Here is an 18,663-nt window from a genome sequence, read left to right on the forward strand (position 1 = left end):
TAGGTATTGTTACACTTAGGTTAAGTTTAATTGAACAATCAATTAATTAAATTCACAAATTAATTTAGGGATGAACAGTACAAAATTTGCCACGGAAGCTTGTTTGCGTTCTATTATTTCTAGCCGTGAGATGAAAATATCTGATCTGTAGGCATAAAAAAGCCCTCGTAAGTGAGGGCTAAAAGGGAAAGGTTTATCTTACCTTGGTATTACTTTACGACTGTGTGGCGGCTTGAAAACTGGTGTTTTTGCTTTCAGTCCCGGCTACTTGCTTTTCTGCATAAAGCAAAGCGTCGTGCAAGGTTTCAAAGTTAGGTATACCAGGGTGTGCTTCGTTTACGCCCTCTAATACCTTATTGACCTCAGCGTTTGCACCACAAATAACTAACTGTCGACCAGCTGCAAGTGCGTCTGATGTTACCGTATCAACTGCCATTGCTGCTGATACATCCATGAGTGGAACACGCGAGAAGTCTAGTATGGTGACTTTAGAACCCGGCTTCACGCGCTCACGAACGTGGTGACCTAAGTCTGCGGCTGCACCAAAGCTTAGTGGACCACCAAAGCTAAAAATTGAAACCTTGTTTTTGAGTGACTCTAAAAGCTCGTTCTCCTTAGGGTCGTTAAGCGACTCAGGGATTTTCTTAAGCTCTTCGATTTGAAGTTGCGCGACTTGCTTAACGTATGCAAGTGCAGCAAATACAACGCCCACACCAACCGCTGTGATTAGGTCTACAAATACTGTTAGCGCAAGCACCATAATCATTAGGCCGAAGTCCCAACGTGGTCCCTTGTGAGCACGTTTCAGATAGCTCCAGTCTATGATGTCTAAACCAACTTTAACCAAGATACCTGCAAGTACAGCGTGAGGAATTTGCGCCGCTAGCGGACTAAGACCTAACACAATGGCTAGAAGCACTAGCGCGTGAACCATGCCTGAAATGTTGTACTTACCACCGCTACGGATGTTTACAACAGTACGCATGGTTGCACCTGCACCTGCGATACCGCCAATAAGACCAGCAAAGGTGTTACCAATACCTTGGCCGATTAGCTCTTTGTTACTATCGTGACGGGTACGCGTCATGTTATCAGCAACAAGAGATGTAAGTAGACTATCGATGGCTCCCAGCACAGCTAGGATAAACGCGGCTTCAAGAATAAGCAGTGCTTTACTTTGGTCAAATACTGGAAGGTGCAGACTTGGTAGGCCTGTAGGAATGTCACCAAGAACAGGCACTGATAGCGCAAGGCTTACTAGTGTTCCAATAATTAGTGCAGCCAGTGCGCCAGGCACATATTTGCCTAGTTGCGGTGGCCATTTGTAGGCAATAACCAAAGTACCAAGGCCAAGCGCCAAGGTTGCAAAATCGATATCGGCAAGTGCGGTCGGTAGGTAGGACAACGCGCCAATCGTACCGCCCGGAGGCTCGTGCCCCAATAACCTACCCAACTGCAGGATAATGATGATTGCACCGATGCCCGACATAAAGCCTGATATTACCGGGTAAGGCACTAGGCGAATGTATTGACCAACGCCAAGAACACCAAAAACAATCTGGAATATACCCGCTAATATCACGGCGGTGAATATAAGGCTGGCGTCGCCTGATAGACTTGCAAACAAGCCGGCAAGAACAACAACCATTGGTCCCGTTGGACCAGAAATCTGAGCTGGTGTACCACCGAAAAGTGCAGCAAAGAAGCCAACCGCGATAGCACCATAAAGGCCCGCCATTGGGCCTAGGCCTGACGCAACACCGAGTGCAAGCGCCAGTGGCAAAGCAACGATACCAGCAGTTAAACCGCCGGTAAAATCGCCACGTAAATTTGAAAGGTTAATTTTTACCATGGTTACAGACCTTATTCACCGCGAGCAAGTTGTGCTTCGGCAGTAGACTCGTCCATTACATCAAATTCACCAGACTCAGTGTTGTAGTAAAGCACTTCACCTGAACCAATGTTATAAACCCATCCATGAAGCTTAACCTGACCTGTTGCGATTTTGGCAGCAACAGCAGGGTGAGTGCGAAGGTGCTGAATTTGCTGAACAACGTTCTCTTTCGTTACCGCTTCTAAATCATCAATAGAAAGTTCAGAATGACCGCAACGCTCTTTAACCACGTCAGTTGCGACACGACAATGGCCCAACCACTCTTTAACATGCGGTAGTGAGCTCAGCGCTTCAGGGTTAATCGCACCTTTCATCGCACCACAGTCGGTGTGACCGCAAATAACAATGTGAGAAACACCCAGTGCAGCAACTGCAAATTCAATAGATGCAGTCATACCGCCTGTTTGGTTGCTGTGAGGAGGAACGATGTTACCGGCATTACGGCAAATAAAAAGTTCACCCGGGTCAGTTTGTGTTACTAAGTTCGGGTCGATACGTGAGTCTGAACACGTAATGAAAAGCACTTCTGGGTTTTGGCCGGTTGCTAGTTTTTGGAACGTAGCCTTTTTGTTCGGATAAACTTCTTTCTGAAATTTAGCCACACCAGAGATAACGTGATCCATATATAACTCCCAATTTTTTAATAATTGTAATGATTATGTAATTACGCCAGTTTCACCTGATAGATTAATAGTTTAATATACTAACTCGCGATAGCTAAATACTATCACAACCAAAACATCATCAACTATGAGTCTAGTAAGAGAAGGCCATTTTCACCATGCAATTTAACGGAAAGACCCCGTCAATAAACCAAATCCGCTATTTTGTAGCAGTGGCTAAGTACTTGAGCTTCAGACAGGCTGCGGGAATACTAGGAATTAGTCAGCCTACTCTGACCAGTCAAATTAGTGCACTGGAAAACCTTTTAGGCTTAACTTTATTTGAGCGCTCACGCACCGGCACGCTTTTATCACCACAAGGTAAAGCGCTGCTAGATGCGGCTGAAGAAGTATTACAGGCCTCTCAGAGGTTCGGCGAAATTGCTCGTGACTTGTCTCAAGGGGAAATGGTGACATTCCGATTGGGTATTCCCCCAACACTTGGTCCTTATTTGCTCCCTTTCGTTTTGCCCGATTTACACAAACGTAAACCTGGCTTGCGCTTTTACGTGCGTGAAGGCGCGCCTAATGCCCTACAGCATGGTCTTTTGCGGGGCGAGTATGACTTAATTTTATCGCCACTTTCGGGTGAGAACTCACAATTGATAACCCAGCCACTTTTCAAAGAGCCGCTGAAATTTGTCACACCATCCGATCATAAATTAGCGGGTGAGGCCTATGTTAAACCAGAAGAATTAAGTGGTGAAAAAGTACTAACGCTAGAAGACCGACATCATTTTCACCATCAAGTACAGCGTATCTGCGATGAAATTGGTGCCGATTTACAGCGTGATTACGAAGGAACCAGCCTAGATACTTTGCGCCAAATGGTAGTAATGGGGATGGGTGTGGCTTTTTTGCCTGGTCTTTACATACATTCAGAGCTACACAAACCTGAAGCACTGCATGTGTGTGAAATCGCAGATATGCCCATAGAGCGTCAGCACTCTTTGGCATGGAGAAACACGGCGCCAGGCAGGAAAACCTTTAGAGAGATCTCTATTATCATAAAGGAGATCATCGAATCTCGTCTTTCTGACGCAGTCACTATTGTTAGCTCCGCGTCTAGTTCACCTCAGAAACGTTAATCTAAATATAGCCGCTATGATTGATAGACACCATTTAAAAATAGTACGAGCGATTGACGCTGATGGTACCATGACGGAAGCAGCAAAATCGCTTTTTCTTACCCAATCAGCGTTAAGTCATGCCATGAAGAAATTAGAAGCGCATTTTGACGTGCCGCTTTGGAAAAAAGAAGGAAGAAGGCTAACGCTCACCCAAGCCGGTCAAAGTGTTTTAGGTCTTGCCCACAGGGTCTTACCACAGTTTGAACACACCGAAGCCCAGCTTCAAAAGTTTGCCGACGGAAAACAAGGCATATTGCGTATTGGGATGGAATGCTATCCATGCTTCGAATGGCTGTTAAAAGTTGTCGCGCCTTTTTTAAAAGCCTTTCCCGATGTTGATGTTGATGTACGCCGTGCATTTTCGTTTGGCGGATTACAGGCACTACACGGGTACGATATAGACATTTTACTTACGCCCGACCCGCTGCATCTAGACACCATTACCTACACCCCCGTATTTGAATACGAGCAGGTACTGGTGATGGATAAACACCATAACTTAGCAGGAAAATCATTTATCACTCCAAAAGATTTAAGTAATGAAACCCTTATAACTTATCCGGTGGAGCATAGTCGCCTTGACGTATTTACGCATTTTCTTACACCTGCCAATTGCACAGTAAAGCAACATAAAACGATTGAAACCACAGAGATTATCTTACAAATGGTAGCTGCTGGTCGCGGTATTACCGCTTTACCAAAGTGGCTTGTTGAGGAGGCAAAGGAAAGTAAATTGCTATGCACAAAATCTATGGGTGAAGCGGGCGTGACTAAAACTCTATATTTGGGCCATCGCAACGCTACTGACGCGCTGGGGTTTGTAGATGACTTTATCGCAATGTCCCAAACTCTTTCGCTTAGCACCTCATAGGTTATTTTGCCATTCGTGCATTATCAATACGGTCTTGTACAAGTGGATGGGAACTAAACCAGCTATCAACGTCTGACTGCTCTGTGGCTAACGTTTGGAATGCTTCCATAGCAGCCGCGAAGTCAGCGGGATCTTTACCCAATGCTTTTAATTGACCAATAGCGTAGTTGTCCGCTTCCCATTCATGAGCTTTGCTAAATTGATTTTGAACTACACTTGTTCCTACGCCTAGAACACCATCTAAAACGCCACTCAAGTCGCCAAAAATATAACTTATCGCAAGGGTTGCGAATAGTGACTCTGCAATAAGCTGCATGGAATGATTGTTTTCTACATGCCCTACTTCATGCAGAAAAATAGCGTTTAATACGTCTTGATTTTCCTCAACCAAAGCGATGAGTTGGTCGGTAAACACAATAGTGCCATCAGGTAAGGCAAAAGCATTGGGACCTAATACGTTAGAGTGGCGAAAGTGCACGCGGTAATTTTTATTTTCCGTCTCTATTTGAGCTAATAGTGAATAAAAACTGTTAGCGTGCAATTCCTTTGATTCGGTACTAAGTTCAGATGGCTTAAGTAAAGTGCTATCGAGCGCGGCCAAGGTATGTTGAGAACCGATTTCTTTTATGCTGTAGGGAACATATTGAGAAAACGACACGGCAATTCGAGGAAGAGCTTGGGTGAATAGTCCATAAAGAAGCAAAGGCACAAGTATTATACTTGCCATTAAATACGACTTTTTCGACTCTAATTTATTCACCCCTACCAATTGATTTTTATCAAGCCAGGCATCTTCCTCTGGGCTAGACGACCACATAAGTAAATCACCGCCATCCAGTGACACTTCTCGTGGTAACCCCGCAAGTTTTGTGCGAGTTGTCATCTCTGACCTGTGTACCCGTTTAGAAGTGCCATTTTGGTCAAAGAAAATAACCAGCTCGTCGCCCTCAATATTACAGGTCACAATATCTGAACTAACACCGCTTGCGTAATAGTAATGTGATACCGACACGGCATTTAACCTAAAGCTACGTCTACATCAAATAAAGTCGCAGCTTCCTCTGCCACCGCACCAGCAGAACCAGAACTACCAACAAGTACCTGATCAAAACCTTCAAGCACTTTTACTTCAGTGGCGTCGGCGAATAATTTTGCACTTCTCACTTTTGCCCAAGGAAGCGCCATTCCTAAAGTTAGAACAATCGCTAGCGCATTGACTAAGCGCAGTTTGATGAGTGCACCTGCTGCCAGCGACGAATTAAACTGAGCAACGTTTTCAAGTTGTGTGTTTTGGAAAATGTGATTCCTAATTCGAGCATTGTAGTAACCTGATACTACAGCGTAAGTTACTAAGTAAAACAAAACTAACAGTATTGGTGCTAAAGCTGAAACAGACGACGGTTCACCGTTAGACATTGCCACAGCGCCAATTCCTAAAACAAAAGACGAAATTAGCATTAAACAAAGAGAGATAAACAGCACACCAACTGATGTTCGATAGTATTTGCCCGTATCCAGCGTGGTGGAAAAGGATTTATTGCCAAAACATGATTCGTTTACTAAAAACGCATCAATCTTCTTTAATACCCAAGGCATAAGCAAGTACAGGGTAAATATGCTTGCAATAGGCAAGAGTACAAATAACACAAAGGCTTCTCCCCACCGGCCTTTAAAAGAAAATCTAACGTTTCTATATGCCGTCATACGAAGCCTAAAACGCATACTCATAATAATTAAAGCAGGCGTTAACGCCATGAGAATAAGTGCGAAAATAAGCGCAGCAGCGGGGTTTATCGTAGTTAGAAAAAAATAACCACCGAATAAAATTACGGCAATTATCCGCCCCTTTAAAATTTGTAGCGGTTCAGCAAGGTAAGAAAAGCGATGACCATCAAGCTCTGTATTGCTATAGAAATAGCGTTTGGTACGCACCGTCGCCCATGCAGAATAAATACCTAAGGTAACAATACTTAGAAGTAAATTAACTATCCATATAGAAAAAAACTCACCCGCTTTACCATGAAACTTAATCTGATCGGTACGGATTATTTTATCATTCGCTTTACTAATTGTTTCGTGTGATGCGTGCAACTTACTTTTTCTTTCAGCGATTAAGGCTGAAATCTTGGCAGCGCGTTCTGGATACTCAGCAGCGTCTATGGAATTTAACGCTTGGGCAAGTTCTTCTAGACTATAACTTTCGTAGTCGGGCATGGGGGTATATGCATTGTCATCCGTCATGGCAACGTTTCATCCTTGATTTGTTTTTTTATAAAGCTACGCAATAATGAAGTAGATGGCAAGATCGCGTAGCTAGTTAATCATTAACGTCTAGCTGTAAAAGCAAAGATAAGCGGTAGGCGTAGACACTTTTACGTCAAAAGATGCATCGGCAGGCACATTAAAACTGGTACCCGTTGCGAAAGACTGCCATTCGTCACTTCCCGGTAGCTTTACCACTAGCTCACCTTCAACCACTTTCATCAGCTCTTTTTGAGAGGTAGAAAATGTGTATTCACCCGGTGACATTACGCCCGAGGTACAAGGGCCGTTTGCAGATTCAAACCCAATTGAGCTCACTTTGTTGTCGAAATAATGGGGTATACCAATCCGCATAGATAATCACCCACTCAGAAGGCGCTGGCAAGTTTCCTAGCGAAGCGTGGGAATGCAGGAATGGCTGTTCCCTTTCATTGATGCAAGAGATGCTTTTCTAGCGCTTCTTCCAAATAAGCATATGGTTGTTGGCGGGCATGTCGATTATTTCTTGCAAGCTTAACTCGCCTGCCCAAGCAGTAAGCTCATTGATATCGCGGTAACCTCCATATCCTCGCTCTAGCAGCGAAATGTGGAAGGTTTGGTTACTTTCAGAAGTGAACTTGCCGCTGTGTGTAAAAGGGCCATACTGACAGAATATGCCCCCTTTAGGTAAGTGCAACGCTACTGATTCCATTAGTAGCTTCGCCTCTTCTTTTTGCATGATATGCGCGGTGTTTGCCGTAAAAATGCCGTCTATGTCGAGGTTGGGAAAGTCATCTTGCCCAACGGTAAATGCTATGGGAGGTTTTATATTCCCCGCATTTGAATCACTCAGCCACGCGGCAATGCCTTCGTGATAGTGCGTTTGATCGCTTGTGTGCCAAATAAGGTGGGGTAAGTGTTCAGCCAAAAATACGGCATGTTGTCCTGTCCCGCTTCCTATTTCCAATACTTGTCGGCAGTTAGCAAATGTACGTTCAAGCACGCTCAAAATAGCGCGCTTGTTGTTTTCACAGGCCTGACTAAAAGGCTTTTCGATTTGCATACACGTTACCTGCCTTATCAGCATTAATCACTTAAGTTAGGACCTAACCACTTTTCAGCTTCTTCTAGCGTCCACCCTTTACGTGTAGCGTAATCTTCTACCTGGTCGGTCTGAATTTTGGCAACAGCAAAGTATTTGGCATCAGGATGAGCGAAATACCATCCGGATACCGAAGCTCCCGGCCACATAGCATAGCTTTCGGTTAGCTTCATACCTGTATGCTGCTCTGCTGACAATAAATCCCAAATAAGCTGCTTTTCAGTATGCTCGGGACACGCGGCGTAGCCTGGTGCCGGTCGAATGCCTTGGTACTTTTCGCGAATAAGTTCTTCGTTACTTAGTGATTCGTCAGCGGCGTACCCCCAGTAATGCTTACGCACTTGCTCGTGCAGATATTCCGCAAACGCTTCGGCAAGCCTGTCTGCCACCGCTTTAACCATAATGCCATTGTAGTCATCGCCAGTCTGAATATAGCTATCAGCAAGCTCGTCTTCACCTATACCGCCGGTGACGGCAAAAGCGCCCACATAATCATTTATGCCGCTGGATTTTTCAGCTACAAAGTCTGCTAAACAATAATTAGCGAATTTGTCTTTTAGGGTTTGCTGACGCAAGTGATGGGCAACACCTTGAATCTGGTTTCTCGACTCATCGGTATAAATTTCAACATCGTCATTAACGCGGTTGGCAGGAAACAAGCCGATAACGCCTTTCGCCTGAAGGCTATTCTCTTCGATAATTTTATCCAGCATGGCGTTGGCGTCGTTAAACAGTGACTGTGCCTGCTCTCCCACCACCTCATCTTCAAGTATACGTGGGTACTTGCCTGCCAAAGACCAGGTTAAGAAAAATGGCGTCCAATCAATGTAGTTGCGCAGCGTAGCCAAATCAGCGGTTACCGGTGTTACACCTAGGTTCGCAGGTTTTACTGGTAAAGTCGTAAAATCTGGCTTAAAAGCGTTTTCTCTGGCTTGAGCTAATGTCACCGGCTTGCTGCGCGGCTTTTTACGGGCGTGTTGTTCGCGTACCGTGTCGTATTCTTTTGCCAGTTCTTGCGCGTAAATATCACGAGACGCTTTGTTTAGAAGACGCTGGCATACGCCTACTGCCCTACTTGCGTTTGGAACATAAGCCACTGGCGCGTGGTAATTTTGTTCGATTTTTACCGCAGTGTGCGCTTTAGACGTAGTCGCCCCGCCAATAAGCAGCGGGATATCAAAGCCCTGACGCTCCATTTCTTTGGCAACGTGAACCATTTCATCTAGTGAAGGTGTGATAAGGCCCGACAGGCCTATCATATCAACGTTTTCATCTTTAGCGGTTTGTAAGATTGTCGCCGCTGGCACCATTACGCCAAGATCAATCACTTCAAAGTTATTACACTGAAGTACCACGCCTACGATATTTTTACCGATATCGTGAACATCACCTTTTACCGTAGCGAGAAGAATTTTACCGTTGCTTTTAGCATCGTCTGACTTTTCTTCTTCAATGTATGGCTGTAAATGGGCTACCGCTTTTTTCATAACGCGAGCCGACTTTACCACCTGAGGAAGGAACATCTTACCTTCGCCGAACAAATCCCCTACTACGTTCATGCCGTCCATTAATGGCCCTTCGATAACGTGTAACGGACGCTCAGCTTGCTGACGCGCTTCTTCAGTATCTTCAATAATGTAATCGGTGATGCCCTTAACAAGCGCGTGCTCTAAGCGCTTATTTACTTCTTGCTCGCGCCAGCTTAAATCTTCTTTCGCGGCAGCCTTTCCATCGCCTTGATAATTAGGGGCAATATCGAGTAAGCGTTCAGTGGCATCACTTCTGCGGTTTAAAATCACGTCTTCAACCGCATCTCGAAGTTCAGCAGGTATTTCGTCATATACCTCTAGCTGACCTGCATTCACAATAGCCATATCCATACCCGCGCGAATAGCGTGGTACAGAAACACCGAGTGCATAGCCTCGCGCACTGGGTTGTTGCCCCTGAACGAGAATGAAATATTAGAAAGGCCGCCTGAAATATGAGAGTACGGGCAGGTTTTACGTATCTCACGGGTAGCTTCAATAAAATCAACCGCGTAGTTATCGTGCTCTTCAATACCCGTCGCTACTGCGAAGATGTTGGGGTCAAAAATAATATCCTCAGGTGGAAAGCCGACTTCTTCTGTCAGTAGCTTGTAGCTACGCTGACAAATCTCAACTTTGCGGGCTTGTGTATCGGCCTGGCCGGTCTCGTCAAACGCCATCACTACGGTTGCAGCACCATAGCGCTTTATTAGCTTGGCTTGGTTTAAGAAGATCTCTTCCCCTTCTTTTAAGCTAATCGAGTTAACAATCGCTTTGCCCTGCACACACTTAAGCCCGGCTTCGATAATCTCCCATTTAGACGAGTCGATCATAATGGGAACTCGGCTAATATCTGGCTCAGAGGCAATCAGGTTTAAAAAGGTGATCATGGCCTGCTTTGAATCAAGCATGGCCTCATCCATATTAATGTCGATGATTTGAGCACCGTTTTCTACCTGCTGTCTTGCGACATCAAGTGCGGTTTCATAATCACCTTCAAGAATAAGACGTTTAAAGCGAGCAGAACCTGTAACGTTAGTGCGCTCACCGATATTGATAAATGTTGAAAATTCTGCGCTCATAATGCCCTCCTAGTGTACAAACGGCTCTAGGCCTGACAAACGCATTTTAGGTTCAAATTCGGGTAGCTTGCGTGGCGCAATACCTTCGACCGCGTTGGCAATATCGCGAATGTGCTCTGGGGTACTGCCACAACAGCCACCTACGATATTTACTAGCCCTGACTGCGCCCATTCTTTGATGTGCTCGGCCATCTCTGGACCTTCCATGTCGTATTCACCAAATTCATTAGGTAAGCCTGCATTAGGGTGTGCGGATATGAAGCACTCACTAACATTGGCTACTTCATCTACGTATTGACGCAATAGATCTGGGCCTAATGCGCAGTTTAAGCCGAAGGAAAATGGGCTAATATGTCGCATTGAGTAATAAAACGCTTCTGCGGTTTGACCAGAGAGCGTACGCCCTGAAGCATCGGTGATAGTACCTGATACCATCACGGGTAAAGCCCTACCCAGTTTTTCAAATACGGACTCCACGGCAAACGCAGCTGCTTTCGCGTTTAACGTATCGAATATAGTTTCAAGCATGATTAAGTCTACGCCACCTTCAATAAGGGCTTCGGTTGACTCACTGTACGCTTCCACTAGTTCGTCAAAGGTGACATTGCGCTTACCTGGGTCATTAACGTCAGGTGAAATAGACGCCGTGCGGTTTGTTGGACCTAATACACCGGCAACAAAACGGGGTTTCTCGGGGGTTTTAGCTGTGAATGCATCGGCAGCTTTACGCGCTAATTTAGCCGCGGCTAAATTAATATCCCGCGATTGGGCCTGCATGTCATAATCGGCCATAGCGATAGTAGTGGCGTTAAACGTATTCGTTTCAATAATATCCGCACCAGCTTCAAAATAATCGCAATGAATTTGGTAAATAATATCTGGCTGAGTAAGGACCAACAGATCATTGTTGCCCTTTACGTCGCAGTGCCAGTCGGCAAACTGCTTCCCGCGATAGTCTTCTTCTTCCAACTTATGGCGCTGGATCATAGTGCCCATCGCACCGTCTAAAATTAGAATGCGTTTATTAGCGGCTTCTGTAAGCGTTGCCTGCGCGTTTGAATGTGATCTTTGGCTCACGTGCTACCTCTTTGGCTGTGACTTTTCAGCAAGCTGACTTAAATCGTAAGGCGTGGTCTGATAGACATAATAATTCAGCCAGTTTGTAAACAATAGGCTGCCGTGCGAGCGCCACTGTACAATAGGAGACTTGGCTGGATCATCCCCTTGAAAATAGTTTTTCGGCATTGACGGCGTTTGTCCCGCGGCAATATCTCGTAAATATTCGTCTTTTAACGTATCTGGATCGTACTCTGGATGACCCGTTACAAACACCATACGCTTGTCTTCTGACGCTACAATATAAGCGCCTACATCATCAGATTCTGCCACAACGCTCAGCCCATCAACACTGTTGTACAGCGAAGTATCAATATGCCCGTAACGAGAATGGGGAGCGTGAAACGTGGGGTCAAAACCTCTTAATAGTTCATTATGAGGATCGTTTACTTTATGCTTAAAGACACCTGAAAACTTTTCATCTTTGATCTCACGAGTAATACCATAAAAGTGATACATGGCGGCGTGAGCAGCCCAACATAAGTAAAGGGTTGAGTTCACGTGACGCTGCGCCCATTCCAGTATGGTGGTCATGGTTTCCCAGTACTTCACTTCCTCATAATCGATAAGCGCAAGAGGTGCTCCGGTTACTATAAGTCCATCGTATTTCTTGTTCGCGACTGCTGAAAAGTCGTGATAGAAAGCATCCATGTGCGATTGCGGGGTATTCTTCGGCGCTTGATTATCAATTCGAATTAAATCCACGTTTATTTGCAGCGGCGTGTTCGATAACAGACGAAGTAACTGTACCTCTGTTTCTATCTTGTTCGGCATTAAATTAAGAATACCGACTTCAAGAGGACGAATATCCTGATTGGCAGCCCTGTCCATGTCCATGGTAAAAATATTTTCACCTAGTAGTACATTCTGCGCGGGTAACTGCTCAGGAATACGAATTGGCATAGAGGGCTCCAGTGATAAATTACAATATTTGTATTGTGTCTATAACTGGCGATATGTCAACATCTTTACGTCTAGACGTCTAAACGTTTTTTACTTGGTGGGAAAACGTTAGCTATTTTGCTTATGCACCATCACTAACATCTCAGCTTCAGCGCGAGGAATGTCACAGGCCTCAATAATTTCGTCGATGCTGGCACCTTGCTTAACTAAGTCTGCAGCACGTTGATATAGGCGTAGGGAAGGATCTTGAAGTTTGAGCTCTCGAAGCTGATTTTCAATATCAGTTTGTTTTTCGTCTAGCTCTTGAATGTGGCGAGTAATGACCAATGTGCGTGCTTGCGCCTCAGTTTGTTGGTTATTTGCATCTTTAGCGAGCGCTTCTGCTCGTGCAATTGCGGAAGCACTATTTTGCTCGTTATCGTGTAGAGCTGTACGTAACTGCTTAACGTGCGAATATAGAATACTTACCGTAACAGCAAGCACAACGATAAAGCCGCACAAAATAAGTTCAATTAAGGTAGGTGCAGCAAGCTGCCATTCCATGGACATAACCCTTGGGGAAATGGAGGCGACATAGACAATACATGTCGCCTATTTATTTTTAGATATTGCTAAGCTCATCCCACTCTTCGTCACTTAGCAATTTATTCAAATCGACAAGAATAAGCAGTTCGCCATCACGATTGCTAACGCCTTGGATAAATTTGGCACTTTCTTCAGTGCCAACGTTAGGGGCGCTGTCGATTTCTGATGATTTCAAGTACACCACTTCGGCCACACTATCCACCAATATACCAACAACCTGTTCGTCAGACTCAATGATCACTATGCGTGTATTGTCCGTGATTTCCGTCGGGGGTAGCCCAAAACGCGCCCGGGTATCAATGACGGTTACCACGTTACCGCGCAGGTTGATTATACCAAGTACATAATCAGGCGCACCGGGTACAGGGGCTATTTCGGTATAGCGCAATACTTCTTGTACTTGCATTACGTTGATACCGTAAGTTTCTTCACCTAAGCGATACGTCACCCATTGAAGGACTTCGTCGTTGCTGTCGGTAGCGTTACTATTCATTCTTTCGTCGCTCATGAACCTGGCTCCCAATACTATGGCGTCTGGTCGTTACTGTCTAAGCCTTTGTTAAGCATAGATATTAATTCTTCAACGTCAATTAACGCGCACATTTTTTCTTTAACCATCCCTGCTAACCAGGGACGCTTACCTGTGGACTCGCGCCATTTTACGTCATCGGCAGTCAAATTGACCGTGTTTACAAGCTTTTCGCTTGCAAGTCCCCACGCACTCTCTCCTAACATTATAAGATATCGGTAGTTAAGCGATTGTGCGAGATTTTCGTTGTATTTTTCTGGCATTACCCATTTTGCAGAGTCAACAACATTTAGTTTAGACTCTCTGTGCAACATTACCCCCATAAACCAGTCAGGTTTTCCAAATAAAGGGCCTATTTTTTCAATTTGATGGATGCCACCTAGCGATGTTAAGGGTACCGCAAGTGTTAGCCCAGCCACCTCAAAGAATAGCGCCTGAAAGCGAAAACCGAGAGTATCCTTTAGTGGAGTTTTTAACTTCTCGGGAGTATCAACCTCACTTTCTTGTTCCGTTTGAGCAGGGACGTCAGCGAACGAATCCTGTTTTTCACTTACACTCGTTTGTGAATTCTGACTTTCAATTAACGAAGAGACCTCTTGTACTAACACTTCTTCATCATTGGCCAGCGGTTCGCTAGTTGTAGAAACAAGCGTTGACTCAGCCATTTGTTGAGAGGCTTGCTCAAGCAGTCTTGCCGTGCGCGCAGTAACATCCTCAGGAGCTTCAGGCTCTTTCAGAAGACTGTCTAAATATGCCTCCATTACTTCTTCACGGGCAAATGGCGATTGCTTGCTCATGGTCTTGTTATTTCTCCAATACGGCTAACAGTTTATCGTAGGCATTTACACCTCTTGTCTTTGGGTAAGCAGCAGAGATAGGAAGCTGCACCAAACTAGCATCCCTGAAGTGAGTGTCCACCGGAATGACCCCCTCCCAAACACGCTCACCGTAATCATTCATTAATCGCTTTCTCGACGCCAGTGCGGCATTTGTACGTTTATCAAACATAGTAGGAATGATTAGGGTGTCAAAAGACTTATCTAACGAACGCCCCATGATTTCCATAGTACGAATCATTCTATCCAAGCCTTTAAGGGCCAGATACTCTGTCTGCGTCGGAACAATTACCTTATCGCAAGCCGCCAGCGCATTGACCATTAACACACCCAAAACAGGAGGGCAGTCGATGATAGCAAAATCAAATTCATCGGATATCTTTGCGAGTGCTTTTTTTAACACTAAACCCATACCCTGTTCGCTGCCCATTGTTCTATCTAAGGTTGCCAGAGCCATGGTCGCTGGTAGCACATATAAATTGTCGAGCTTTGTAGGACTGAGACAGTCCATTACTTTATCGGCAGTAATCTGATTAGAATTAATAAAAATGTCGTAAACAGAATGACTTGTCGCCTCTGCATCAATACCAAAGTAATAACTGAGCGATGCGTGAGGATCAGTGTCAATCATAAGCACTCGTTTGCCCTTTTGAGCAAGCAAGCCGCCAAGGCTTACGGTTGTAGTAGTTTTACCTACTCCGCCTTTTTGATTTGCCACAGTCCACACTTTCATAATTACTGTTCCATTACAGTTCAAACTGCTATCGCATTTCGGTTTGAACGCAACTGCTCATATCGTCAATATTGATATTTTTACTGGATATATTAGCCACAGCGACAGCTTGAGGCATTCCGTAAACCACACATGAGTCTTGATCTTGCGCCCAAATAGTCGCGCCTTTATCTCTGAGTAACCGGCACCCTTCTCTTCCATCAGCACCCATTCCCGTTAAGATAATACCAAGTACGTCGCCTCCATAGACTTTAGCTAATGAGCTAAACGTCAGGTCAACGCTTGGCTTGTAACTCACCTTATCAGATTGGCTGGCATCAACGATGGAAATTCGCTTATTGCTGCCAATTGTTTCAAGCAGCATCTGCTTTCCTCCAGGAGCAAGGTAGGCATGTCCAGGCATTAAGATATCGCCATGCTCTGCTTCTTTTACTTTAATTTTACAATTGCTATCTAAACGCTGTGCAAATGCAGTAGTAAAAGTTCCGGGCATATGCTGCACTAACAATATAGGGTAAGGGAATTCTGCCGGCAGGGGGGAAAGCAATTTTTGCAGTGCAACCGGCCCTCCCGTGGACGCCCCTACCGCTAAACATGCGTACTTTTTCCCGGTTGCTCTTACTGAAGAAACAGTAGGTTGCTTATCAGCATCTTTGTGACCAGATAGCAACCCCGATGTTTTGAAAAAAGCTTGCTTTGGCGCGTTGTCAGGAAGTTTTCGAGTTTCCATTGTGCGAAGAGAAGGACGCTTTACACCTAGCCCTCTTCGCGCTATTAACCTAACTTTAGTGCAAAGTAAGCGCGAAGCATCTTTCCTGTCTTGCGCAATATCTTCGAACTTCTTTGGTAAGAAATCGAGGGCGCCGGCTTCTAGCGCGTCAAGCGTAGCCTGTGCGCCATGGTGCGTTAGCGAGGAAAACATCAAAATTGGCGTTGGACGTTTATCCATAATAACCTTAACGGCTGAAATACCATCCATAACTGGCATTTCAACGTCCATGGTTATTACATCTGGTTTAAGTGCTTCCGCTTTGTTTAATGCATCTTGCCCATTTCTCGCTTCTCCAACAACTTCAAGCTCTCTATCGCCATCGAGAATTTCTCGCACTCGACGGCGATAAAAGGTCGAGTCGTCCACGACTAGGACTTTAAAGACCATGGATTATCATTCCCGTTAATTCATCGCCTTACTTGATGGGTTTACGCGCGTACCGTTTTAGCAGGCTCGGAACATCTAAAATTAGTGCGATACCACCGTCTGAAGTAATTGTTGCACCAGCCATACCCGCCGTACCTTGTAGCAATGCGTCAAGGGGCTTAATAACTACTTCTTCTTGGCCTATGAGCGCGTCAACGACAAATCCAACTTGCTGCGTACCAATTTGCACCACAACTACGTGCCCCTTTTCTTTATCGATGTTTTTGGGGCCTCGGATCAACCATTCGCCAAGGAAGAACAATGGAATTGCTTTCGAACGAACTATCATTGTGAGCTGGCCATCCACCGTGTTGGTCTTCTTGATGTCCATATTTATTATTTCGTTCACCGCACCTAATGGTAACGCAAAGGTCTGTTTCCCTACAACAATCATTAATGTAGGTAAAATTGCTAGCGTTAGCGGTACTTTAATATCTAATCGCGTGCCTTTGCCAAGTTGCGAATCGATATTGACGGTACCGTTTAGTTGATTAATTTTGGTTTTAACTACATCCATGCCGACGCCGCGACCTGAAATGTCACTAATTTCAGTCTTCGTTGAGAAGCCTGGCGCAAAAATAAGGTTAAACGCTTCAACATCTGACATTCGTGCGGCTGCATCCGCGTCTAGTACGCCACGACTAATAGCTATCTCTTTTAGCTTTTCCGCGTCCATACCCTTACCGTCGTCCTCGATAGTAAGAAGAATATGATCGCCTTCTTGAGATGCTGATAGCTGAACCGTACCCATGCGAGGCTTACCAGCGGCCGCGCGGTCATCTGGCATTTCTATTCCGTGGTCAACAGAGTTTCTAACCAAATGCACAAGCGGATCGGCCAATGCTTCAACCAAGTTCTTATCTAAATCCGTTTCTTCACCCACAAGCTCTAAGGTAATCTCTTTCTTTAAGCTTCTTGCTAGGTCACGTACAACGCGAGGAAAACGCCCGAAAACTTTCTTAATGGGCTGCATGCGGGTTTTCATTACCGCACCTTGCAAGTCACCCGTCACTACATCTAGATTAGCAATGGCTTTCGACATGCTTTCGTCGTTGCTGTTGATACCCAAGCTTATCAGTCTGTTTCTAACCAGAACTAGCTCGCCGACCATGTTCATAATCTGATCTAAGCGTTTGGTATCTACACGTACCGTCGTCTCGGCAGGCGGTGGAGCAGGAGCGCCTTTCTTATCATCTTTCTTGGCAGCCGTTTTTGGCGCAGCTGCTTTGCTCGTTTTTGCTGCACTCGGTGCTGGGTTCGCCTTAGGCGCTGCCGCTGCACTAGGCGCTGATTGTTTTGCTTTTTGAACAGCTTCGGTGGCCGCTTTATCTACAGGAGGTTCAGGTGCCGTTGCACCAGGTCCTTGTTTAGTAGGCCCTTGACCGGAGCCATGAAGCTGATCGAGTAGCGCTTCAAATTCATCGTCTGTGATTTCTTCATCACCTGCACTGCTTGGCGGAGTTGACGCTTGTGCAGCCTCGGGTGCGCTTTTTTCGTCCCCACCAAACTGACCTTTTCCGTGCAGGTCATCTAACAGTGCCTCGAACTCTTCATCAGTAATGTCATCACTGTCAGTGCTCGCCGCTGGTGCTGACGTTTGCTCAGGCTCCGGTTTGGCGGGTTCTGTATTGGTTGATGAAGCTTGTCCTGGAGCACCACCTCCATGAAGCTCATCGAGAAGAGCCTCAAATTCGTCTTCGGTAATTTCTTCTATACCGCCGCTACTTTCACTGCTATCTGACGCAGCAGGCACAGGTTCATCTATAGTTAGCTCGGGCTCTTCTGCAACAACCTCGGGCTCAGCCGCGACAACTTCTTGCTCGGGTGCACTTGCATTGTCGAAAATGTTTTCATCTGGAGATTCTGGGCGACTGAGTTTGTGTAACAGGTCGACAAGATGTGCATCCGCCGGCTCTAGTGGCTCTTGAGCTTTCACTCGCTCAAACATTTCAACCACCACATCAGTGGCTTGCAAAATGATATCCATTAACTCAGGCGTTAGCGTTCTTTGGCCATTGCGCATGACGTCAAAAACGTTTTCAGCACCGTGACAAATTTCAACTAACTCAGTAAGAGAAAGGAAACCAGCACCACCTTTTACCGTGTGATAACCGCGAAAAATTGCGTTTAGCAAATCCGCATCTTCAGGATTGTTCTCAAGATCAACGAGCTGTTCTTGTAATTGTTCAAGTATCTCTCCAGCCTCAACTAGAAAGTCCTGTAATATTTCCTCGTCAACATCAAACGACATGCA

The 18,663-nt window shown here is 45.3% G+C and carries 17 protein-coding genes; 2 read left to right on the forward strand and 15 right to left on the reverse strand.

Features of this window, described 5'->3' with window-relative positions; all coding sequences use genetic code 11:
* Positions 1–214: 214 nt before the first annotated feature.
* Positions 215–1,852 carry a SulP family inorganic anion transporter gene (locus ACXAER_RS17855; protein WP_474831454.1) on the reverse strand — a complete coding sequence of 546 codons (1,638 nt, stop codon included), beginning with the start codon at positions 1,850–1,852 and terminating at the stop codon, positions 215–217.
* Positions 1,853–1,863: 11 nt separating this feature from the next.
* A complete protein-coding gene (locus tag ACXAER_RS17860; RefSeq protein ID WP_458731998.1) occupies positions 1,864–2,517 on the reverse strand; it encodes a carbonic anhydrase in 654 nt (217 codons plus the stop codon).
* 158 nt (positions 2,518–2,675) lie between these two features.
* Here ACXAER_RS17860 and ACXAER_RS17865 point away from each other — a divergent pair, with 158 nt between their 5' ends.
* On the forward strand, positions 2,676–3,644 hold the full coding sequence (locus ACXAER_RS17865; protein ID WP_474831459.1) for a hydrogen peroxide-inducible genes activator: 969 nt from the start codon (positions 2,676–2,678) through the stop codon (positions 3,642–3,644).
* 16 nt (positions 3,645–3,660) lie between these two features.
* Entirely contained in the window at positions 3,661–4,557 is an 897-nt protein-coding gene (locus ACXAER_RS17870; protein WP_474831462.1) for a LysR family transcriptional regulator, read from the forward strand.
* A gap of 1 nt (position 4,558) precedes the next feature.
* On the opposite strand, the gene ACXAER_RS17875 is transcribed toward ACXAER_RS17870, so the two are convergent.
* The 13 genes from ACXAER_RS17875 to ACXAER_RS17935 all read right to left on the reverse strand — a co-directional run bounded on the left by ACXAER_RS17875 (position 4,559) and on the right by ACXAER_RS17935 (position 18,660).
* Entirely contained in the window at positions 4,559–5,569 is a 1,011-nt protein-coding gene (locus ACXAER_RS17875; protein ID WP_474831464.1) for a M48 family metallopeptidase, read from the reverse strand.
* A gap of 5 nt (positions 5,570–5,574) precedes the next feature.
* A complete protein-coding gene (locus ACXAER_RS17880) occupies positions 5,575–6,798 on the reverse strand; it encodes a YjgN family protein (RefSeq protein WP_474831467.1) in 1,224 nt (407 codons plus the stop codon).
* A 90-nt stretch (positions 6,799–6,888) separates the two neighbouring features.
* Positions 6,889–7,173: a pyrimidine/purine nucleoside phosphorylase gene (gene ppnP, locus ACXAER_RS17885; RefSeq protein WP_474809242.1), complete on the reverse strand. Its 285-nt coding sequence runs from the start codon at positions 7,171–7,173 to the stop codon at positions 6,889–6,891.
* Positions 7,174–7,270: 97 nt separating this feature from the next.
* A complete protein-coding gene (locus ACXAER_RS17890; RefSeq protein WP_474831469.1) occupies positions 7,271–7,861 on the reverse strand; it encodes a DUF938 domain-containing protein in 591 nt (196 codons plus the stop codon).
* A gap of 23 nt (positions 7,862–7,884) precedes the next feature.
* Entirely contained in the window at positions 7,885–10,509 is a 2,625-nt protein-coding gene (gene metH, locus ACXAER_RS17895) for a methionine synthase (protein ID WP_474831471.1), read from the reverse strand.
* A gap of 9 nt (positions 10,510–10,518) precedes the next feature.
* On the reverse strand, positions 10,519–11,586 hold the full coding sequence (locus ACXAER_RS17900) for a homocysteine S-methyltransferase family protein (protein WP_474831474.1): 1,068 nt from the start codon (positions 11,584–11,586) through the stop codon (positions 10,519–10,521).
* A 3-nt stretch (positions 11,587–11,589) separates the two neighbouring features.
* Positions 11,590–12,528: a homoserine O-succinyltransferase MetA gene (gene metA / locus ACXAER_RS17905; protein WP_474831476.1), complete on the reverse strand. Its 939-nt coding sequence runs from the start codon at positions 12,526–12,528 to the stop codon at positions 11,590–11,592.
* Between the two features lie 108 nt (positions 12,529–12,636).
* Complete coding sequence (locus ACXAER_RS17910) at positions 12,637–13,071, reverse strand: DUF2802 domain-containing protein (protein WP_474831479.1); 435 nt, start codon at positions 13,069–13,071, stop codon at positions 12,637–12,639.
* Between the two features lie 58 nt (positions 13,072–13,129).
* The gene (locus ACXAER_RS17915; RefSeq protein ID WP_474831482.1) at positions 13,130–13,621 is read right to left on the reverse strand and encodes a chemotaxis protein CheW; all 492 of its coding nucleotides are present in this window, start codon (positions 13,619–13,621) and stop codon (positions 13,130–13,132) included.
* A gap of 17 nt (positions 13,622–13,638) precedes the next feature.
* Complete coding sequence (locus tag ACXAER_RS17920) at positions 13,639–14,439, reverse strand: chemotaxis protein CheW (RefSeq protein WP_474831485.1); 801 nt, start codon at positions 14,437–14,439, stop codon at positions 13,639–13,641.
* A 7-nt stretch (positions 14,440–14,446) separates the two neighbouring features.
* A complete protein-coding gene (locus tag ACXAER_RS17925; RefSeq protein ID WP_474831487.1) occupies positions 14,447–15,211 on the reverse strand; it encodes a ParA family protein in 765 nt (254 codons plus the stop codon).
* Positions 15,212–15,239: 28 nt separating this feature from the next.
* Positions 15,240–16,370, reverse strand: a complete 1,131-nt coding sequence (locus ACXAER_RS17930) for a protein-glutamate methylesterase/protein-glutamine glutaminase (protein ID WP_474831489.1) — start codon at positions 16,368–16,370, stop codon at positions 15,240–15,242.
* A 28-nt stretch (positions 16,371–16,398) separates the two neighbouring features.
* A complete protein-coding gene (locus tag ACXAER_RS17935) occupies positions 16,399–18,660 on the reverse strand; it encodes a chemotaxis protein CheA (protein WP_474831493.1) in 2,262 nt (753 codons plus the stop codon).
* Between the last annotated feature and the right edge of the window lie 3 nt (positions 18,661–18,663).

It is taken from the genome of Alteromonas sp. AWJ4_199 (assembly GCF_056159165.1).